Raw genomic sequence first — 19233 nt, 5'->3', positions numbered from 1 at the left:
GGTGAATGAACTGAAGAAAATAAAAAGTTTATGTTTAGTGTTCTTCTTAGCAGCGTGTCAATCTGCAACTAGTAGTGCTTATATTGTTGAAGCAGAAGTAGTAGAGGCGTTTCAAAGAAATAAAATGAATTTAGTTGAAATACATACCCCAGAAGAAGAAGAAGAAGACATATTTGGTTCTAAATTAAAAGGGGTGAAGCCAGGGGCATATCAGTTAAAAGAAAAGTTGGTTTTTATTTATGAATTCGACACAGCAGCTGATCGTGAGAATGGTAAGAGAGTATTTGTTGAAAAGACGGCTTCTATGAATTTAGTTTCGTACAGTCAATTTGAAAAACAAAATATCTTAATATTTTATTTACATGGGGGAAATTTAAATCCAGATAATGTACTCTTCGAAAAAGAAATACAAGAAGCATTGGATAGTCTTGTCGAAGGTTAATTGGACAACAGGAGAGATGGTATTTTGATTATAATGATAAATGGAGCCTTTGGTGTAGGCAAAACTACAATTGCAAATAGGCTCCTGAACGAAATTGAAAATAGTATGATATATGATCCTGAAGAAATAGGCTATCTGTTAAGAAATGTTATTCCGAATGATATAAAAAGGACAGAATCCGCTACAGGAGACTTTCAAGATTTAGATTTATGGAAAGAGTTAACGGTTGATATGGGAAAGAAGTTGATTACTAAATATGAAATCAATTTAATCGTGCCAATGACGATCAGGAAAATAGAATACTTTCACTATATTTACAAAGGGTTTAAAAGTATTGAAGAAAAAACCTATCATTTTTGTCTCAATGCAAGTAAAGAGACAATATACGAAAGGTTAAGAGAACGTGGAGAGGAAGAAGGCAACTGGTGTTTTCAACAAACCGATAAATGTTTAGCTGCCTACAATCAATACGATTTTGGAGAGTATATAGATACTGAAAAAAATAGTATCGATGAAATTATTCAACATATAAAAGGAAAGTTAAATCTTCTTTAAACTAAAGTATATCTACAATTATTGAGCGCATTTTTTAATAAGAAATGCGTATTTTTCATTTAAGGTCAAGTGGGTGGAAATCGGCTTTTAAGAGATTACTAGAGGAGGTGTACTATTGCTGCCAATTCGAATTGAAGAGATTCCAAGAGAAATACAGGAATACCTTAACAAGATTAATTCCATAAGTTTCCCTCGACAAGGACATAGTTCCAATGTTGGTTTAATTGAAAATAATCAAGAGATCTATGCACTCAAGAGGACAATGGGAGAGTTAAATTGTGCTTTACTAAATCGAGAGGTGACAGTACTTAACTGTTTGACTCAAAAAACAAAATTACCTATCCCAAAGGTGAAGAGTTTCGTTGAACAAGTATCCGAAAAGGAATCTTGGGCTCTTATTGAGTTTCTAGAAGGGGAAACTGTTAGAGCCACTTTATATAACGAAAAAAGTAAGGGAAAACGACACGAAATAATATATAACTTTGGTAATATTTTGCGGCAAATTCATTCCACACCTTGTCCTTCTGAACTAATAAGTGAACATCCTTGGCTAGATGAGAAGCTATGCCAGGCAGAACTTAATTTTAAAAAATATCATGTGGATGGTACTGGAGAATTATTGGGAAAAATTAAATCTTTTAAACCGAAAGAATACCCTCAAACATTCATACACGGAGATTTTACGATCGATAATGTTTTAGTCAAGAACGGAATAATTACAGGCGTAATAGACTGGGGTGGGGGTGCATACGGAGACCCAAGATATGACGTAGCATTAGCTATTCGCCCTAAACCCAATGCCTTTGAGGATGAAATAGATAAACAAATATTCTTTGAAGGGTATGGGGACAAAATCATTGATGATAATGAGTACAAATATTTTGTAAATGGGTTATATGAGTTCTTTTAATTACGGAGTCTTTGTTATTCAAAAACAGGCATAGTTAATCATCTTGAGGCAAAAGAATGATGATGGTAAAATTGTCGAAAAGTCGATTCAAATATGAGATTTTTTTCAGGATAAGCGCTAAGTTATTCTATCGTAAAGGATGGTGTTAATGTGGAAATTTTTTTCTTGTAGGGGCTTTATTATTCTCGATTTTATGGTTTATTAATTTGGTTCAGCTATTAGAAAAATTATATCAAGGGAAAAATATACATAATCAAAAAATATTGGGCTGTGTTTGGAGTGCTTGTTTAACTTTATTTATAATCATATCCACATCTATTGTTTTCTAACTCTTTCAATTAACAGGATATTAATTAAGGAATAAAAGGGAACCATACACTTACAATTTATGTCTATACTAGAAATGGAAGTATAATGGTTTGGAGGCATCACGATGTGGTTATTAATTGGCCTTATTGCAATCGTAGCAACTTTTATAAATCTGTATAGGTTTATAAAAGGTAAAGATTACAAACTTGCGATGGCAATGGGGTTATCATTTACAGCGTTGACCCTTTGTGCAGAATACAGTCTAGTTTCCGAGTGGGTAAAAAACGAAAATTGGCCAGCTTTATGGGAAGTGCCCAATTTTGAAAAGGTGCTATGGTTTTTAACAATTGTTTCTATATTACTAAATATAGCACCGATATTTTTAGAGCGAAAAAGGAAACAGTAGCAAACAGCGTTTTCCACTATTTAAAGACCAATTAGAAAATATGTAATGGATTGCATAAAAAGATTTTAAATAATTTCTTTTTATGCTATTTTTTTACGCAAATAACCGGAGACCAAAATCCATCCTTCTTTATTACCACTTCATCTACTTTATCGAAGTTTTCAAAGCACTTCTCAATAATAAGCTCATTTGCCTGATGATTCTTATAAATTTGGTTAAACAGTACACCGCCAATAGTTAGAATAAGAGTGCATCCAACTATTGCAATAGCCATATTAAATTTATTTTTATTCAAGGACCACTTCTCCTTTCTTATAATTCAATTTTAACATTTTCAAGTGAATTATTAAATAAGAGTAATTAATCCTGTATACGGGTTTTGGAACAAACCTAGCGAAGTATTACGTTGAGGAGACCGGTATAGCAGGTTAATAGTAGTGTTTTGTAGAATTTAATATTGTCAAAAAAATTATTTGTGAGGAGTTAAAAAAGGCATGGTTAACGGTGAGGGTTTCGAAGTCAAAATTGCAGCAATTGAAGATAGTAGCGTAATAATAAAAATGTTAAAGCAGTTAGCTCAATGGATGAAGGAGCATGAAATAAATCAATGGCAGTATTTATTGGATGGGGGTGATGATGAAGAGATCAAGCAAGCTATAGTAAATCAAGAAACATACATCGTATTGAAGGATAAGGAGATAATCGCAACTTTTTCATTATCATCTAAACAAAGTGAATGGGATAGACAATTATGGGGGAGTGACAATACTTTAACATCACTTTATTTGCATAGACTTGCAATAATTCCTGCTTATATGAAAAAAGGTATTGGTAAAAGTATTTTGATTTGGATACAAGAATATGTGAGCGATAAAGAATTACTTAAGTTAGATTGTGTTGCGGCTAATGTTAAATTAAATAATTTTTATAAATGCAATGGATTTGAATTTATTGGTGTTACGGATGGACATAGTAAATATCAGAAATTGATAAAAAAATAAGAATATTTTCTATTAATTCGGTTATTGAAAAAACGTACATTATAAAATTAAGTAAATTTAGGTTAGTACGGGGAGGATCTACTATGGGGATTGATTTTCATAATGAAAAAAGCCGTAATACTTATACAACTCGAAATGCTGATGATTCGTGGGTTGATGTAATAACGGATTTGGTACAGTTGGATAATACCTCTAAGGCGTTGGATATAGGATGTGGTGGGGGTATTTATTCAAAGGCATTAGCTGAAATGGGAGTAGCTTCTGTCACAGGGGTTGATTTTTCCGAAGAAATACTTAAAGGTGCGAAGGAGAACTGCAAAGAATATCCGAATATATCATTTAAGCAAGGTAATGCGCTGAATACAGGCTTAGAAAGTAATGATTACAATCTAATTCTTGAAAGAGCGTTAATACACTATATCAATGATTTGCAGAACTGTTTTGAAGAGACCTATCGACTATTAGAAAACAAAGGAATCTATATTGTTCAAGATCGTACACCTGAAGACTGCTTATTAAAAGGGAGTGAACATCATATTAGAGGATATTTCTTTGAGCGATTTCCACAATTGATCGAGAAAGAGACAAAGCGCAGATACGATAGCGGATTTGTATTAAAAACACTTTCGGATGTTGGGTTTAAAGAGATTCAAGAAGTTAAGCTTTGGGAAACAAGAAAAGTTCATAAAAATAAAGAGGAATTATTAAACGACTTGGCTGAGAGAACAGGAAGAAGTATTTTGCACGAATTAGATGATGACGAATTAAGTGCATTGATTACTTATATAGATAAAGCCATTACGAATGAAGAAAATATAGTGGAAAGAGATCGATGGACAATTTGGAAAGCTGTAAAATAATTTTGCGAAATGAATGAAGGTTATTGAAAAAGTACTTAAACTTACAGAGCGTTAATCTATAAAGATGTACGCTCTGTTATTGTTTTTCCTAAAGTAAATCAGCTTAACCTTAAACCATCCGTTACATCCAATCATACACGAACTTGCATTACTTGAAGTCTAAGCTCTTCAAAAGAAAGAGTAGCTAATCTTTTTGTGAAAAAGGACCAAAAAGGATGTTAAATCTTTGCTAAAATAATGTTGAAGATACTGAATTTATTTTAGGGGTGTGGGAAAAGTGATCGAGATAGAATTATATAATGCTGTTAGAAATTTAGTGGAAGTAAGATACCCGAAAGGTTGGGGTGGTGCAGCAGCCGTTCGTGTATAAGACGGTACGATTTATACAAGTGTGGCACCGGAAGTGATTAATGATGCAACAGCTCTTTGTATGGAAACGGGCGCTATTTTAGAAGTACACAAATTCAATAAAAAAGTAACACATAGTATTTGTTTTGCACGGGAAGATGAATATTCACCGTTAAAAGTACTTTCGCCGTGTGGAATCTGTCAAGAACGCTTGTTTTACTGGGGACCTCAAGTACAATGCGCGATTTCAAATGATACTGAAGCCATTATTTTTAAAACATTAGAGGAACTGCAACCTTACCATTGGACAGATACATATTATGATGAAATGGTCGATCATTGGCAAAAAGGATAGTTATATAACTGTTTTTGTGAATCAAGTATAAAAAGTTAGAGGAAGCCCACGCGTTGGATTTCCTCTTTACATCGTTTTGCAGTTAGTAGCTACAATGAAACATTTTCTAATGTCCTATCCAATCGATTTAGCGATTTCCTTTTTGTATTTAAAGTACATATTTAAAGAAACTAAGCCGAAAATTAGCATTAGCCATGGCGAGCCGAATCTTGTAATGGCGAACGGTGTCTCGAAAAAGAAGGCACTCCAGAAGTCAAAGCCATTTTTATCCCACAACCCTGGTGTATAATAAGCATCTTTAAGATTGATAAATTGCGCTGAATTTTGGAATACGCAAAATGTAATAAAAAGGGCGAAACATGCGTATGCACCGTAGATTTTGCTAAGACGCTGAAAATAATACTTTATTGAGGAATGATCGGAAGAGAGGGAATCGTCTTTATTTGTTGGGTTTAACCAATACTGTAAAGTCGAGAACCGTGAGCCTCCTACATGCACCCAGCCAAAGTCCTCAAAAAATGTTTTGTAATTCTGAAATTTTTGTTCAGATGCGAATGATTGGCAATCTAATCGTAAAATTTGTTCTTTGTTTGATGTTTTCTCAAATGTGTATAGTTTAAAGGCATTTACACGTTTTAATTGCCAGCCTTTTTGAAGCATCCTGTTTAACCACTGTTCTTCTTTTTGGGCATTCGAAAATAATTTAAGCCTTCTCATCATTGAACCCTCCCTCGTAAAGTGAAAGAATATGCATGAAACGTCTTTTTTCAATTTCTAAAATCTCTAAGCCTTCATCTGTAATACGATAAACTTTTCTTCGCGGGTCGTCTGAAGGAACGAGAATAATCCAGTTGTACTTCAATAAATTTTCAATTGCACCATACAGAGTACCGGCAGCGATCCGTACTTCTCCATTACTCATCGTTTCGACTTCTTGCATAATTGCGTATCCATGCAATGGACTTCTCAACGCAAGTAATATATAGTGCATTGTTTCTGTTAATGGTAATAGCTTATGTCTTTTCATTACAGCGCTCCTTGCAAACATATATACAGTTAAACTTAATGTCATTATATACAGTCGAACTATACATTTCAACTGTATATATGGATAAATTAAGGGAGTGCATGTTCTTCAATGAACAAGCATAGTACCGGAACTGGTGAAAGGTAGTTGTAGTTAAGATTTAAAGTTTGCGAAAAGAACCGTAATCTGGACAGGAAAAGAATGGGGAGAATAGCATCCTTTTCATTGAAACATCTGGTATCTAAAGGAATTCTACAAAAAATATGGTATTATTTTGGTAAACGCAAGATGAGAAATTATAAGAGATACCTAATGTTAAACCTAACGGGCAGGTTAATTGAATCATCACATGTTGAGGAAGGAGGGGGAATATGGGGAGTTTTAATACTTTTAAAGACAAACGTTACTGGATCCTATTGATGCCATTCCTAATCACTATGGTCTTATACGTTTATTTTACCCCTAAGAATGTTCTTGAAAAATCGTATGTTTCAACACTTTCAATTCTTATTTTTCCGACATTATTTTGGTCTACATACCATCTTTGGAAATATTTTTGTGATATAAAGAAGAGGGATAGTATAGATGTAAGTCGTGGCGAATGACGTGTGTATTATTACTTTTTTATTGTAAACATCAATTTGCCCCCAACTTATTTTAGATGGGGGCATGCTGTTATGCTGTTATTGGCGCTTCTTCGTTTTCTTATTGTTCAGTCTCTCTGCAGCTGTCAAAGGTTCGTTGGCAAGTTCGTGATCAAGCTCCTTTGATAAATTCTTTCGTACTGCTTGCTCATCACTAGTGCTGCGAGTGCTTTTATTGTTATTACTCACTATATACACCTCCATGATGTTAGTTTGCCACGTGGTGTCATGAGTATGCATTTTAGTTAAACGTACAATAACGCAGCATTATATATTTAAAAATTTAAAAATAATAGTCTTCGTGAAATTGTTTAACAAACAGATCTAGCCATAGTAGGGGGAATTTACTTGAATAAAGGAAAAGTTGGGTTAATTCTAGGGGTTGTCTCTCTTTTACCTGTAATCGTAAGTATTATTTATTTCTTTTCTGTACGAGGACCGGAAACTGATATTTACCGTACCATTATAGTCTTAACCATTTTATCATTTTTTGGTCTTATAACTGCTGGATTATCGTCATGGATTTCGAAATTACGCATGAGCAAATTATTAATCGGGCTGATGGGGATCATCGCAAATCTGGCCGTTTTAGCTTTTGCATTTCTTTTATTATTAGCCATGGGAATTAGCGAACCATAGTAATGTTAAATTGGAGAGATAATAACTATCCTGAGTGACGGAGGCATCATGATGTGGTTAGCAATAGGAATTATTGCAATAGTAGCAACTTTTATAAATCTGTATATGTTTATGACAGGTAAAGATTACAAACTTGCGATGGCAATAGGGTTATCATTTACAGCATTAACACTTTGTGCAGAATACAGTCTTGTAGCGGATTGGGTGGAAGTGAAAGATTTGGCAGCGTTAGAAGATGTAGTACCCACTATGGAAAGGGCATTATAGTTTTTGACGATTGTTTCGATCTTTCTCAATATTGCACCTATCCTAATAGAACGAAAGCTTAAGAAATAATTACTTATTGTTGCATGTTGCTTTTATGAGATTTAGCGCGCTCTTGCAGCCAGATGGTTAAATTAATTGGAGTTTACTAAGAAACGAGGGAAAGTATTTGAAAAGGTTATCTTCTTTAATGTTAGTTGCTATCATCATTTTAGCAGCTTGTAATTCTTCACAGTTGAGCATTAGTGAATTGGAAAGTGTTCCTAGCAAAGTACAAGATGTCATCAACTCTGGTTCTACCCTGCAAATGATTACTAGTGGAGAAAAGAACACCTACATTGTTTTCCACTCAACAGAAGAAGTTTCAGTTGAGCTTGAAGTGACAGAGAATATATTAAATATAAAATTTAATACAACCAATCGTGGTAATACTGAGTTGAAACAGTATGTTTATCAATTACATCGTGGAAATTCGGAACATGATGCAATTAATGCGCTAGTTAACGAAGAAAATGCGCCTTTTGATGGTGGTATGACGATTTTATAAAAATTTATTTTTAAATTTTTTGCTTAAGATCTATAGCATTGAAAAAACAGTTTTCCTATTATCAAAGGAAAACTGTTTTTTGAGTTTTAATTTAATTAATTTTACAAATCAGCACACAGTACAAAACTATTCAGCGAAAGGGGAGGCTTTGATTGCTCATTCATTAAATAGGCATAACTATGAATCAATGACTGAATTTTTGTCGGAACCTCCGGGAATTCATTTAGCAAATAATTGCTGTAGTCGATTTCCCAAAGCCCGTCCTGCAAATAGCTGGCATCGACGGTTTGTTCAAAATTGATTGAAAAGCCTTCACTATGCATAAGTTCCTTTATTTGCGTTTTATGAAAGAGATTCTGGATATTCCCATCATTTTCTGTAAAAGCTGTATAAAGCAACGCAATATTGGCTGCGCAAAAATGGGCACGCTGGGACTCCAATGTATAATCGATGTCCCACTCAGCAAAACAGATCCGTTCTGCGACTTGCTTAATTTTTTGCAAATAATTCTTTAACAGTTCGATACTTTCGAAATACCATGAGCAATGGGATAGAACGACGATATCAAATTTTTCGCCGAACGGCATTTGCAAAAAGTCCGTTTCAAAGTGGAAGTCGATTCGCTGTCCTAAATGGGATTGTGAAATAGTTTCCGCTGCTTCGCCTAATGTGATTGGTGCACCGTATTCAGGAGATGCGATATCGATTGCAACAATATGTCCTGTTTCTCCGACGGCATCCGCCAGTACTACTGTAGTATCACCCTGACCGCACCCGATTTCCAGTACCTTCATGCCTTTTTTTAGTTGAAAGGATTTTACCAGTTCAATACGATGTGTTAATTGTGTACGTTGGATTGTATCGTCTCCGATCATTTTCATGCATTTTAATAAATGTTCCAATGTTTTCAGCTCCAATAATGATTGATTATTGAGCCTTTTTTCAGCTCAATATTATTTCTGAACGTTCAACCATTTCTCTAACATCAATTCATCGACTCCTTTTCTATACTCCTATTAAAACATTGTGACGAGACAGTGGACAATAGTTATTTAGAAATAAGGGCATAATTAAAATTTAAGGGGTTTACAACGGAGGATTTTAATGAAATCTCTTAAAAAACCGAACGTTTATATTAAATTTATATAAATTATTCGTTTTATGGTTGACAACGTTTTCATTGTTTTGTAAAGTAACAGATGTCGAATGATTATTATAAAAAAGACGAAAAATGTTCGTATTTAGGAGTGTAGTGAAATGATAGATACAGTTTTTGATTATGAAGATATTCAATTAATCCCTGCAAAGTGCATAGTGAAAAGTCGTACAGAATGCGATGCAACCGTTACTTTGGGAAATCATACATTTAAACTTCCGGTAGTTCCGGCAAATATGCAAACAATTATTGATGAGCAATTAGCAGAAAAATTAGCTGCACAAGGCTATTTCTATATTATGCACCGTTTCCAGCCTGAAAAGCGTGCGCAATTTATTCGCGATATGCAAAGTAAAGGCTACATTGCATCGATTTCTGTTGGTGTAAAAGATGAGGAATATACATTTATCGAAGAACTGAAAGATGCTCAGCTTGTACCGGACTATATTACGATCGATATCGCACATGGTCATTCAAACCAAGTCATCGAAATGATCGGCCATATTAAAAAACATTTACCAAACAGCTTTGTGATTGCAGGAAATGTCGGTACACCAGAAGCAGTACGTGACCTTGAAAATGCTGGAGCTGATGCGACAAAAGTTGGGATTGGTCCAGGTAAAGTATGTATTACGAAAATTAAAACTGGCTTTGGTACAGGTGGCTGGCAGTTAGCAGCACTTCGCTGGTGTGCAAAAGCGGCTTCAAAACCGATTATCGCGGACGGCGGTATTCGTACACATGGCGACATTGCAAAATCAGTGCGCTTCGGTGCATCAATGGTGATGATCGGGTCACTATTTGCAGGACATGAAGAATCACCAGGCCAAACAGTGGAAATTGATGGCAAACAAGTGAAAGAATACTTTGGTTCTGCATCAGAATTCCAAAAAGGTGAGCGCAAAAACGTAGAAGGCAAAAAAATGTACGTTGACTCAAAAGGTTCGATTTTCGATACGTTAACTGAAATGGAACAAGATCTACAGTCATCAATCTCATATGCTGGCGGCAAAACGCTATCGGCGATTCGTAATGTAGATTATGCAATTGTTAAAAATTCAATTTTCAATGGTGATAAAATTTAACTTTCTTCAGTGCGCTAAATGAAGTTAGTTGTGCGAGCGCAAAGCCGAATCGTGATGCCAATAAATTAGTGTGTAATTTTTAAATTTTCTGATAATAAGGGTTGACATTTTATTTCATTGCCGGTAAACTTCATTTCAAGGTAATATCTAGGCAATGATTGGAAGCAGTAAATAGCTTGTATACTTTTAGAGAGCCAGTGGGTGGTGCAAACTGGCAGATACAACTGTTGAACTCGTCCATGAGCTACGACCTGAAATTAGAGTAGGGAAGTCGGAAGTCTCCGTTAAAAGACTGGCAAATGATTTGTCGTTAAGTGGAATGTTTCAGCAATGGACATTCAATTTAGAGTGGTACCGCGAGTTTAACCTCGTCTCTATGGAATTTTTCATAGAGGCGAGTTTTTTTATTTTTATTTACTGTTTAAAAATCAATTTGAGAAGAAAAGGGGAAATGAAAATGAGCAGAAAAATTTGGGTTTTTGATACAACATTACGTGATGGTGAGCAAGTGCCTGGGGCTAAACTGAATTTATATGAAAAAGTGGAAATTGCCCAGCAGTTAAAAAAGCTTGGTGTTGATATTATTGAAGCCGGATTCCCAGCGTCTTCACAAGGTGATTTTGATGCGGTAAAAGCTGTGGCGCAAAAGGTCGGCCATAATTCGAATATGATGATTACGGCACTTGCTCGTGCTGTAAAAGATGACATTGATTCTGTTTATAATGCAGTCAAATATGCAAATAATCCGATGATTCATATGGTTCTAGGGACATCCGATATTCATGTGGAGAAAAAGTTTAGTAAATCGAAGGATCAAATTCTGCAAATCGGAGTAGACGCAGTGAAATATGCGAAAACGTTACTGCCGCAAGTACAATATTCAACAGAGGATGCATCCCGCTCTGATTTTGAATACCTTTGGAAAACGATTGAAGCGGTTATGAAGGCTGGGGCTACGATGATCAACGTACCGGATACAGTCGGGTACGCAGAGCCGGAACAGTGGGGTGAAATGATTGCCAAGCTGAACGACCGAATGAAAAACCTGGATGATTCTGTGCTGCTTTCAGTTCACTGCCACAACGATTTAGGGATGGCTACTGCCAATACATTAGCAGCGATCAAAAACGGTGCAGATAAAGTAGAAGTGACAATGAACGGTATTGGCGAACGTGCCGGAAACGCGGCATTAGAAGAAGTGGTTATGGCGATTAAAACACGTGGTGACGTTTACGATGTGTTCACAGATATTAATACAAAGGAAATAATGAATACTTCTCGCTTAGTGTCGAGCTTTATGGGACTGGATGTCCAAGTAAACAAAGCGATTACAGGGGACAATGCTTTCGCCCATTCATCAGGTATTCACCAGGATGGCTTACTGAAATCACGTGATGCTTACGAAATCGTTCATCCGGAAGATGTAGGCCTTGATGATATGGAACTTGTATTAACAGCACGTTCTGGTCGTCATGCAGTAAAAAATGCACTGTCTAAATTAGGCTTTGATGATTTTGCGGAAGAAGAGTTTGAAGGGATTTTTGAAAGCTTCCTAAAACTGGCTGATTCAAAAAAAGAAGTTTACAATCATGATTTATATGTCATCGTAGAAAACTACTATGAAAAAACAGAAAAGAATAATCCGAATAAAGAATCCTACTCTGATCAGTTTTATGATATTGAAGACTTACAGATTATTTCAAACGCTGCCTTCCCGTCTGCCAGCGTAAAAATCCGCCGCGGAGAAGATGTTTTCAAATCAAGTGCGGTCGGCTCCGGCCCGATCGATGCCCTTTACTCAGCTATTGCGGATGTTACTGGAATCAAGGTAAAGCTTGTCGAGTACAATATCAGCTCCGTATCACGCGGCCAAGAAGCATTAGGGAAAGTTAAAATCATTATCGAATACGGCGGGGAAAACTATATCGCAAAAGCAGCAGATACTGATATTTTAAAAGCTTCTGCAATGGCTTATATTAATGCGGTAAACAGCGTCATCGTAGCAAAAATCGCCCCGCAACCTGTTACGACGACAGCTACAGTGTAAACAGTTTGAATTGAAAAACATATAAATTACGGCAGTTCAAATTTTACGGCAAGTAAAGTTTGGACTGCTTTTTAGTTGCTTGTCATTGTTGTTCTTAGACTGCAATACCAACGGACTATATGTAAAAGAAAAAGGTAGTGCCACTTGAAATTCAAATGGCACTACCTTATTAAATTATTATTATTTATTAAACTGTTCCATTAAAAGACGGTAGCTGTTCAGTCGTTGATCGATCGTATATAAGTTACAGTTGATCATTGCTTCATCAAAGCCATAATATGCCTGTTCTTCTCGAATCTGATTCGCAACATCCTCAGCAGAACCGATAAGCATTAGCGGACGGTTTTGTTCCAAAATCATTTTATCCATCTCAGTTAGCGGATAGTCATTTGCTTCTTCAGGAGAAAGTACGCTTAGGAGCTTACCGCGCATTAAGTTCAGACGGGTAATTTGCATCGGCATCGATAAGTATTCCGCTTCTTCCGCCGTCTCAGCTACACTGATAGCATAAGTTGTAATAATTTGCGGTTGTTCCATATAGTATGATGGCTGGAAACTGTTACGGTACGCATCAAAAATTCCTTTTGACATTTGTCCATTGAAGAACTGGGCAAATGAATAGCCAACTCCGGCTTCACCGGCTTTTTTCGCGCTTTGTCCGCTTGATCCAAGCAGCCAGCTTTGCGGCAGCTGAACTTTAAATGGAACTGCTACGACATTATCATAAACAGCTTCACCAGTACGCTGTTCATTCATTAAACGTAAAATGACTTCAAGTTTATCATATTGTTCTGTCAGATCCGGTCTGCGTCCACTGGCAAGTGCGGTCATTGCCGGCATATCCCCGCCAGGAGCACGGCCTGCACCGAAATCAATACGTCCTGGTGCCAGTGCTGCCAATGTTTTAAATACTTCTGCCACTTTAAATGGAGAATAATGCATCATCATAATGCCGCCCGTTCCGACACGGATGCGTTCTGTTTTCGCAGCTATATAAGCAGCTGTTACTTCAGGCGCAGAGCTGGCAAGGGAAGTCGTGTTATGGTGTTCTGCAAACCAGATTCGTTCATAACCTTGCTCATCACCAAGTTGCGCAAGCTTCACTGCATTAGCTAGTGCTTCGGTTGATGTCATGCCTTTTGAAATGGGTACTTGATCTAATATACTAAGTTTCATTGAAATTCACCTCAACTGTTCGTTACAGTTTACGATAACGAATTGGACCCGAAATGTAAAATTATTGGCCTCTCGTATAGGCTTTAATGATCGCAAGACGTTCGCGAATACGGGATTTTGTATTGATGACTTTCGGGGTAGGGGCTGCTACGACATCCGCCTTTAAACCGAGCTTTCGGGCGAGGATTGTTGCACGTTTCAAGTGAAAATCATTTGAAATAATCGTGATGCTCGCGGTAGTATCGGGCAATAGTTTTTTTGCGAATAACAGATTTTCATAAGTCGTTGTAGACTGATCTTCCAGTAAGATTCTATTTTCAGCAATCCCATGTTTGACTAGATAGTCTGCCATGACCGACGCTTCCGTTCGATCCTCATCAGCACCCTGGCCACCTGTAACAATCGCTTTTACAGTGGGATATTTTTTCAAATAATCCACTGCCGCATCTAAACGGTTTTTTAATGACAGGGAAGGGATGCCGCCTGGTTTCACTTTTGCTCCTAAAATGACAACATATTCATTTGAACCATCTGCCTCATTTTTTAACACAGCATTCATTTCATGGTCGAGCCAGTAGAAAATTAACACGAGTATAATTAGAATAAATAATAGTGCAAAAATAATTCTTTTCAAAAAAATCCCCCCTTTATATAGTATACGGTGCATAAAGGGGGAATGTTTCGCTATTGCGGAACAATTATGAAATTGCCTCTTTTTCTTTTCGAATGACTCTGCGCTGTTGTCGCACTTGTATAGATAAGTAATTGATATAGCGGATTAAAACGTAAAATACAATAATTGCCGAGAATGTTAACTGAAAATAAAAATACGTTTCCAGCCAACTTGTCGACAACTCATTTTGTTCAAAATAATGAATAACACCATTAGTTGCTGTAGCAGAAATGACTAATGGGAATGTAAAGGCCGCATAGCTCGGATAAAAGGGAAGCTGCAATGCGCCTGGTAATTTCGACAGTACTAAAAGATACAAGATTTGCGCGACGATGAATAATATCAAAACAATACCGAATCGACTTTCAAACTGCTGGAAGTAAGCGGCTAAACTAATCGAAGCGGGCGCGGCTAAAATCGTTAGCATTGGGATCGTCGGCTCCGGTAAATCCTTTCTTACAAAACCGCGCAAAATAAGAATCGGCACTAAAACAATTAAGGCACATACCGCAAAAATGACGATGGCTTTTGTGAAGATCCCTGAAAGATCACTCGCCGTTAGTGGCATAACAGCTGTCCCGACAAACATGATTAGCCAGCTTGGATAAATATCGGAAATCGCGATCCGTTTTTTCCAAATAAATGTTCGAACAAAATAAAAAATAATAAACACTTGAGTCGTCGCAGCCAAAATCCAGATCATATGTATAACGAACTCATGTACATTGTAATAGTGCAACCCGCTGCTTATTGATAAAGTTCCCATCGTAAAAGTAGGGGATACCGATGCAATGATCGGGTTTTGCATTTCTGTAAGGATACTGGAAAACGCAAAGATTAGTTTGCCAATGATTAATAGAAATAAAAAGATTCCTATAAAAAAACAGACATGACCGAAAGCGGTTTGGCCCATACTTAAAAATAAATTTCCCAATGAAACCAATCCGAGCATCAGCCCACTGATTGGAATTGGGACGACTTGAAATAAATTTCTCATAATGGCCTCCAAAATATAACAACAATGTGCACAATCTATGAAAATATTCATAAAATGTACACATTGCCTCTAGTACCTCTATTCTACTGCGTAATTTTTAATCCGACAACCGCAATAATAATAAACGAAATAAACAGAATTCGTTTCCAGTCTTTTGATTCATTATAGAGGAACATTCCGACAAGGGTACCGCCAACCGTACCAATTCCTGTCCATACAGCATAGGCAACCCCCATCGGCAATTCTTTCATCGCCATTGAAAGGAGCGAAAAACTAATAATAAAGGAGCCGATTAGAAACGCATAGGAGCCAAGTGACTTTTTCTGGGCAACTTTGTTCATCCCGATGACGCCACCGACTTCAAAAATTCCGGCAAAAATTAAATAGACCCAAGCCATTATGCATCCCTCGTTTCTTCCGGTTCATTTGAAATCAATTTCAGTCCAATGACACCGATTAATAATAATCCAATAAAGCCGATTTTCGTTAAGCTGAACGGCTCGTTGAAAATGACCGTTTCCGCAATGACCGTACCGGCAGTACCGATCCCGGTAAAGACCGCATAAACGGTAGCAACCGGCAATTTCTCCGTTGCGATGATTAAAATATAAAACGATAAAACGATCAATGCGGCAACACCGACCCACAGCCACAATGTGTTTGCATATTTCAGTCCCATTGCCCAAACAATCTCAATGATGCCTGCCAATAGGACGAGTATCCAGTATTTTGTCATGATGTGTACACCTCAGCTTTTAATTCCTCTGTAAAATATTGTCCATCCCGCCTGCAGCCGCTTTTCGCAACGTTCACTGCCACCATAAAGCATTTCGACATACAGGCTATCAAGTAATGCCAAAAAACCGATTGCTGCATCGTTCGCCGAAACGGAAAGTGTTTGTGTTTTTAAATAATCCGTGAAAAGCCTTTCCAATTCGTCCAAATAAATATACGTTTGCTCACTTAACTGTTGCTCCAGATGCTGGGGCATTAAGAAAATCGAGCGCATGAAAAATTTAGTTTCCGCTATAGTTTCAAAGCGCTGCTGAAAAGACTGCAGAAATGGCAGCAATACTTTCTCGACAGGAAGTTGTTGGTGTTGTGCGATAAATTCTTTTGCAAACAACAGCTCAGCCTCCATTGCTTGTTTCGAAATCGTTAAGTAAAGGGCATCTTTACTTTTAAAATACGTATAAATTGATTGCTTCCGTATTCCTACTTCTTCTGCGATTTGAGCCAACGATCCGCCACTATAGCCATGTTCACTGAAATTGTGCAAGGCGGCCTGAATGATTTTTTCTTTTGTCACATTATCACCTTCCTGACGTTCGTAAGGTAAGGATAACAAAAATTATTTGCGATTGCAAACGAGTTGGATTACAGTGGATTAAAAGAGGTGAGGACATGGATCGTTGCAGTTGGGTGAAGCTGGATGAACCTATCTATGTGAAATATCATGACGAAGAGTGGGGCGTACCCGTTTATGATGACCGGAAGCTGTTTGAAATGCTCTGTCTGGAAGGGGCGCAGGCAGGCTTAAGCTGGCTGACTATTTTAAAAAGAAGAGAAGGCTATTTGGCGGCTTTTGATCAGTTCGATGCAAAAAAGATAGTACAATATGATGAAGAAAAACTTGAAGCATTAAGAAATGACGAACGCATTATCCGCAATCGGTTGAAAATTAAAAGTGTTGTGACGAATGCGGAAAGCTTCTTGGCCATTCAAAAACAATACGGGTCCTTTTCAAACTATATTTGGTCATTTGTCGACGGCAAGCCAATGATCAATTCGTGGGAATCATTCGGACAAGTCCCCGTTACAACAGAAATAAGCGACCGGATGAGCAAGCAACTGAAAAAAGATGGCTTTAAATTCGTCGGCAGCACGATCTGCTATTCCTATATGCAGGCGGTCGGTATGGTGAATGACCATACAGCGAATTGCCACTGTTTCAAAAGGTAATACCTTTTTTATGGGGCAGTCTCCAGCTGGGCTCGCGGAAAGCGTCAGCGCACATTTGAGGATGATCTGCCCCGAATTGAGGATTATATAGGAAAACTGAGGATTAAAAGTAGATTTGAGGATTAATTGCTTGCCAGTGAGGATTAACAACTATGAATTGAGGATTAAGCAAGAGAAAGTGAGGATTTTATAGCTCAGATTGAGGATTATGCAGTAAAAATTGAGGATTATATTTTGCACCGATGCAATATGACCGAAACTTTATTGAAATTCAGTACGATATAAGGTAGAGCAGAAAATTTAAGGAGTATTCAATTCCGCTGAAATTAAAACAACCTTGTTACTTTTCTTAACCTCGTAATTAAACAAATACTCTTTATTTATTTGGAAAGTATAATCATTAGTTTCAGGAACAACTATTTCCTTTGTTTCTCCTCCCCAATCTTCAATGACAATCGAATTCTCTTTGATTTCCTTAACAATTGCAAACTCTGCAACGATGGTATTGCTGCAACCAAACGAAACTATGATAGGAATAGTAAGTAATTAAAGTAGTTTTTTCAAAATTTCCTCCTTATAATCTACTCATTCAAGTTAAAATAACAAATTTTGAAAAAGGATAGTAGTTATTACAATTGCTGATAAAGTTCCTGCGGATGTTAAAGCTATCATTTTTCGTCGGTTAACCTCATTTAAAGGTTTTACAGCTTCTTTAGATACAGCAATCCATATCACCATCGAAATTATGGCTAATACTGTTAATGCCTCATTGGTCATAATTATTTCCTCCATAGGAAGTCTAGTTTTCAATCGCCTCTTCTACATATGCCATAAAATTATCATAGTTGGAATTGCCCTCAAAGTATTGCTTCACTTCATAGATTGGACATAATACGGTATCCATTTTTTTAGAATAAAGAACCGATTCATCTTTTACACTCAGTACATAGTGATTTAAATGTACGGTATTTTTTTTTATCGAGTTAAAATCAAACCAGCGATATTTCCCGGCTTTGTGATTTTTAATTACCTCGCCTAAATAAACACCAATACGTGTTGTAAAATTATCAGCATGCTCTTTTAAAAGCTGCTGTCCAAATTCTGTTTGTATTAATCTGTCAGCATATTCATTAACGAGACGAACACTATCCAATGAATAGTCCAAATTAGCTTTCGTTAAATTATGTTGATCCCATTGATCGGGTGAAACATCTTTAGATAATAATTCCGCCATATATTTCAAATCATTTTTTATTAATTTAGGTTTTAAGAAAAACACTATTCTCACCTCATATTCCCTCTAACACTGTAAACCTGTATTTTTTCTACTTAATTTATATAAGTTATACCATATAAAAAAGACAAAACATATTCGTTACCGAAATATGTTTTGTCTAAATTCTTATTTCACAAGCATCGCAGGGCATTGAACGCGCTTCATCACTTTATGCGACACGCTGCCTAATACCATTTCCTGCAGACTGTTTAACCCGCGGCTGCCGATTACAACCAAATCCACATTTTGTGTGTTGGCATATTTGATGATTTCAGGTCCTGGTGAGCCATGAATGATTTCCACTTTATAGCGAACTTGATGCTCGTTGAACAGTTCCTCGATTGGCACAAGCTTTCGACGGCGTTCCATGTATAGACTTTCATTGGAACTTGAATGCAGTACGTCCGTCTTTGCTTTTTCCATATCAATAATAAAAATGATCGTCACCAATGTTTCTGCATGTATTAGTGCTATTTTTAAAGCTTCTTTTGCAGCACGTATCGAGTTTTGCGAACCATCAGCGGCAAGTAAAATATGTTGATACATACGCCACC

General features: G+C 36.7%; 25 protein-coding genes, 2 pseudogenes and 1 other annotated feature. Of the genes and pseudogenes, 13 read left to right on the top strand and 14 right to left on the bottom strand.

All coding sequences use genetic code 11. The features are described from left to right. Position 1: 1 nt before the first annotated feature. The 4 genes from CBM15_RS09650 (at position 2) to CBM15_RS09635 (ending at position 2622) form a co-directional block, all read left to right on the top strand. The gene (locus CBM15_RS09650; RefSeq protein ID WP_087617319.1) at positions 2–442 is read left to right on the top strand and encodes a hypothetical protein; all 441 of its coding nucleotides are present in this window, start codon (positions 2–4) and stop codon (positions 440–442) included. A 33-nt stretch (positions 443–475) separates the two neighbouring features. Beyond that, on the top strand, positions 476–997 hold the full coding sequence (locus tag CBM15_RS09645; protein WP_239534697.1) for an AAA family ATPase: 522 nt from the start codon (positions 476–478) through the stop codon (positions 995–997). 115 nt (positions 998–1112) lie between these two features. Further along, positions 1113–1907 carry a phosphotransferase family protein gene (locus CBM15_RS09640; protein WP_087617317.1) on the top strand — a complete coding sequence of 265 codons (795 nt, stop codon included), beginning with the start codon at positions 1113–1115 and terminating at the stop codon, positions 1905–1907. A 433-nt stretch (positions 1908–2340) separates the two neighbouring features. Further along, positions 2341–2622, top strand: a complete 282-nt coding sequence (locus CBM15_RS09635) for a hypothetical protein (RefSeq protein WP_087617316.1) — start codon at positions 2341–2343, stop codon at positions 2620–2622. 85 nt (positions 2623–2707) lie between these two features. Here CBM15_RS09635 and CBM15_RS09630 read toward each other — a convergent pair whose 3' ends face one another. After that, complete coding sequence (locus CBM15_RS09630; protein ID WP_065216023.1) at positions 2708–2917, bottom strand: hypothetical protein; 210 nt, start codon at positions 2915–2917, stop codon at positions 2708–2710. A 199-nt stretch (positions 2918–3116) separates the two neighbouring features. Between CBM15_RS09630 and CBM15_RS09625 the strand changes: the two genes are divergently transcribed. The 3 genes and pseudogenes from CBM15_RS09625 (at position 3117) to CBM15_RS09615 (ending at position 5186) form a co-directional block, all read left to right on the top strand. Next, positions 3117–3623 carry a GNAT family N-acetyltransferase gene (locus CBM15_RS09625; protein WP_087617315.1) on the top strand — a complete coding sequence of 169 codons (507 nt, stop codon included), beginning with the start codon at positions 3117–3119 and terminating at the stop codon, positions 3621–3623. A gap of 83 nt (positions 3624–3706) precedes the next feature. After that, a complete protein-coding gene (locus CBM15_RS09620; protein ID WP_087617314.1) occupies positions 3707–4483 on the top strand; it encodes a class I SAM-dependent methyltransferase in 777 nt (258 codons plus the stop codon). A 277-nt stretch (positions 4484–4760) separates the two neighbouring features. Beyond that, a pseudogene (locus CBM15_RS09615) lies at positions 4761–5186 on the top strand (cytidine deaminase). Between the two features lie 114 nt (positions 5187–5300). Here the strand turns inward: CBM15_RS09615 and CBM15_RS09610 are convergent. The 3 genes from CBM15_RS09610 to sspO all read right to left on the bottom strand — a co-directional run bounded on the left by CBM15_RS09610 (position 5301) and on the right by sspO (position 7046). Next, positions 5301–5903, bottom strand: coding sequence for a DUF2812 domain-containing protein (locus CBM15_RS09610; protein ID WP_158100201.1), 603 nt, complete (start codon positions 5901–5903; stop codon positions 5301–5303). Beyond that, entirely contained in the window at positions 5890–6213 is a 324-nt protein-coding gene (locus tag CBM15_RS09605) for a PadR family transcriptional regulator (protein WP_087617312.1), read from the bottom strand. The genes CBM15_RS09610 and CBM15_RS09605 overlap by 14 nt, the downstream gene beginning before the upstream one ends. A 683-nt stretch (positions 6214–6896) precedes the next feature. Next, complete coding sequence (sspO, locus tag CBM15_RS09595) at positions 6897–7046, bottom strand: small acid-soluble spore protein O (RefSeq protein WP_014823938.1); 150 nt, start codon at positions 7044–7046, stop codon at positions 6897–6899. A 159-nt stretch (positions 7047–7205) separates the two neighbouring features. Here sspO and CBM15_RS09590 point away from each other — a divergent pair, with 159 nt between their 5' ends. From CBM15_RS09590 to CBM15_RS09580, 3 genes and pseudogenes are all read left to right on the top strand, one after another. Continuing rightward, positions 7206–7496 carry a hypothetical protein gene (locus CBM15_RS09590; RefSeq protein ID WP_087617310.1) on the top strand — a complete coding sequence of 97 codons (291 nt, stop codon included), beginning with the start codon at positions 7206–7208 and terminating at the stop codon, positions 7494–7496. A 51-nt stretch (positions 7497–7547) separates the two neighbouring features. After that, positions 7548–7832: pseudogene (locus CBM15_RS09585) on the top strand (hypothetical protein). Between the two features lie 97 nt (positions 7833–7929). Continuing rightward, the gene (locus CBM15_RS09580) at positions 7930–8307 is read left to right on the top strand and encodes a peptidylprolyl isomerase (protein WP_087617309.1); all 378 of its coding nucleotides are present in this window, start codon (positions 7930–7932) and stop codon (positions 8305–8307) included. A gap of 101 nt (positions 8308–8408) precedes the next feature. Here the strand turns inward: CBM15_RS09580 and CBM15_RS09575 are convergent, their stop codons facing one another. After that, positions 8409–9209 carry a class I SAM-dependent methyltransferase gene (locus tag CBM15_RS09575; RefSeq protein ID WP_087617308.1) on the bottom strand — a complete coding sequence of 267 codons (801 nt, stop codon included), beginning with the start codon at positions 9207–9209 and terminating at the stop codon, positions 8409–8411. 358 nt (positions 9210–9567) lie between these two features. On the opposite strand from CBM15_RS09575, the gene guaC reads away from it, so the two are divergent. Together guaC and CBM15_RS09565 are read left to right on the top strand one after the other, a co-directional pair. Continuing rightward, a complete protein-coding gene (gene guaC, locus CBM15_RS09570) occupies positions 9568–10548 on the top strand; it encodes a GMP reductase (protein ID WP_039967217.1) in 981 nt (326 codons plus the stop codon). A 145-nt stretch (positions 10549–10693) separates the two neighbouring features. Beyond that, positions 10694–10927: a binding site (T-box leader), on the top strand. Positions 10928–11005: 78 nt separating this feature from the next. Next, entirely contained in the window at positions 11006–12595 is a 1590-nt protein-coding gene (locus CBM15_RS09565; protein ID WP_087617307.1) for a 2-isopropylmalate synthase, read from the top strand. Between the two features lie 180 nt (positions 12596–12775). Here the strand turns inward: CBM15_RS09565 and CBM15_RS09560 are convergent, their stop codons facing one another. The 6 genes from CBM15_RS09560 to CBM15_RS09535 form a co-directional block, all read right to left on the bottom strand. Beyond that, positions 12776–13771: an LLM class flavin-dependent oxidoreductase gene (locus CBM15_RS09560; RefSeq protein ID WP_087617306.1), complete on the bottom strand. Its 996-nt coding sequence runs from the start codon at positions 13769–13771 to the stop codon at positions 12776–12778. Positions 13772–13832: 61 nt separating this feature from the next. Then, positions 13833–14405 carry a YdcF family protein gene (locus tag CBM15_RS09555; protein ID WP_087617305.1) on the bottom strand — a complete coding sequence of 191 codons (573 nt, stop codon included), beginning with the start codon at positions 14403–14405 and terminating at the stop codon, positions 13833–13835. Between the two features lie 64 nt (positions 14406–14469). After that, complete coding sequence (locus tag CBM15_RS09550) at positions 14470–15441, bottom strand: TDT family transporter (RefSeq protein WP_087617304.1); 972 nt, start codon at positions 15439–15441, stop codon at positions 14470–14472. An 83-nt stretch (positions 15442–15524) separates the two neighbouring features. Next, on the bottom strand, positions 15525–15839 hold the full coding sequence (locus CBM15_RS09545) for a DMT family transporter (RefSeq protein WP_087617303.1): 315 nt from the start codon (positions 15837–15839) through the stop codon (positions 15525–15527). Further along, positions 15839–16177 carry a DMT family transporter gene (locus CBM15_RS09540; RefSeq protein WP_087617302.1) on the bottom strand — a complete coding sequence of 113 codons (339 nt, stop codon included), beginning with the start codon at positions 16175–16177 and terminating at the stop codon, positions 15839–15841. Before CBM15_RS09540 ends, CBM15_RS09545 begins: the two co-directional genes overlap by 1 nt. Before the next feature lie 12 nt (positions 16178–16189). Beyond that, positions 16190–16750 (bottom strand): TetR/AcrR family transcriptional regulator, encoded by a 561-nt coding sequence (locus CBM15_RS09535; RefSeq protein ID WP_087617301.1) that lies wholly within the window; start codon positions 16748–16750, stop codon positions 16190–16192. 95 nt (positions 16751–16845) lie between these two features. On the opposite strand from CBM15_RS09535, the gene CBM15_RS09530 reads away from it, so the two are divergent. Further along, positions 16846–17403, top strand: coding sequence for a DNA-3-methyladenine glycosylase I (locus tag CBM15_RS09530; protein WP_087617300.1), 558 nt, complete (start codon positions 16846–16848; stop codon positions 17401–17403). A gap of 594 nt (positions 17404–17997) precedes the next feature. Here the strand turns inward: CBM15_RS09530 and CBM15_RS09520 are convergent. From CBM15_RS09520 to CBM15_RS09510, 3 genes are all read right to left on the bottom strand, one after another. Then, a complete protein-coding gene (locus CBM15_RS09520) occupies positions 17998–18180 on the bottom strand; it encodes a hypothetical protein (protein WP_087617299.1) in 183 nt (60 codons plus the stop codon). Between the two features lie 22 nt (positions 18181–18202). Continuing rightward, on the bottom strand, positions 18203–18682 hold the full coding sequence (locus CBM15_RS09515) for a hypothetical protein (protein WP_087617298.1): 480 nt from the start codon (positions 18680–18682) through the stop codon (positions 18203–18205). Positions 18683–18805: 123 nt separating this feature from the next. Next, positions 18806–19225 (bottom strand): universal stress protein, encoded by a 420-nt coding sequence (locus CBM15_RS09510; RefSeq protein ID WP_087617297.1) that lies wholly within the window; start codon positions 19223–19225, stop codon positions 18806–18808. Positions 19226–19233 lie beyond the last annotated feature (8 nt).

Origin of the sequence: Solibacillus kalamii, assembly GCF_002174535.1 — a bacterium.
GTDB lineage: Bacteria > Bacillota > Bacilli > Bacillales_A > Planococcaceae > Solibacillus > Solibacillus silvestris.
This window is presented reverse-complemented; position numbering and strand designations above follow the sequence as displayed.

Excerpts from the sequence above, each read along its gene's own strand:
- CBM15_RS09520 (WP_087617299.1), bottom strand. The coding sequence starts at position 18,180 with ATGACCAATGAGGCATTAACAGTATTAGCCATAATTTCGATGGTGATA.
- CBM15_RS09545 (WP_087617303.1), bottom strand. The coding sequence starts at position 15,839 with ATGGCTTGGGTCTATTTAATTTTTGCCGGAATTTTTGAAGTCGGTGGC.
- CBM15_RS09530 (WP_087617300.1), top strand. The coding sequence starts at position 16,846 with ATGGATCGTTGCAGTTGGGTGAAGCTGGATGAACCTATCTATGTGAAA.
- CBM15_RS09560 (WP_087617306.1), bottom strand. The coding sequence starts at position 13,771 with ATGAAACTTAGTATATTAGATCAAGTACCCATTTCAAAAGGCATGACA.
- CBM15_RS09605 (WP_087617312.1), bottom strand. The coding sequence starts at position 6,213 with ATGAAAAGACATAAGCTATTACCATTAACAGAAACAATGCACTATATA.
- CBM15_RS09635 (WP_087617316.1), top strand. The coding sequence starts at position 2,341 with ATGTGGTTATTAATTGGCCTTATTGCAATCGTAGCAACTTTTATAAAT.
- CBM15_RS09610 (WP_158100201.1), bottom strand. The coding sequence starts at position 5,903 with ATGAGAAGGCTTAAATTATTTTCGAATGCCCAAAAAGAAGAACAGTGG.
- CBM15_RS09625 (WP_087617315.1), top strand. The coding sequence starts at position 3,117 with ATGGTTAACGGTGAGGGTTTCGAAGTCAAAATTGCAGCAATTGAAGAT.
- CBM15_RS09565 (WP_087617307.1), top strand. The coding sequence starts at position 11,006 with ATGAGCAGAAAAATTTGGGTTTTTGATACAACATTACGTGATGGTGAG.
- CBM15_RS09540 (WP_087617302.1), bottom strand. The coding sequence starts at position 16,177 with ATGACAAAATACTGGATACTCGTCCTATTGGCAGGCATCATTGAGATT.
- CBM15_RS09620 (WP_087617314.1), top strand. The coding sequence starts at position 3,707 with ATGGGGATTGATTTTCATAATGAAAAAAGCCGTAATACTTATACAACT.
- CBM15_RS09510 (WP_087617297.1), bottom strand. The coding sequence starts at position 19,225 with ATGTATCAACATATTTTACTTGCCGCTGATGGTTCGCAAAACTCGATA.
- CBM15_RS09550 (WP_087617304.1), bottom strand. The coding sequence starts at position 15,441 with ATGAGAAATTTATTTCAAGTCGTCCCAATTCCAATCAGTGGGCTGATG.
- CBM15_RS09645 (WP_239534697.1), top strand. The coding sequence starts at position 476 with ATGATAAATGGAGCCTTTGGTGTAGGCAAAACTACAATTGCAAATAGG.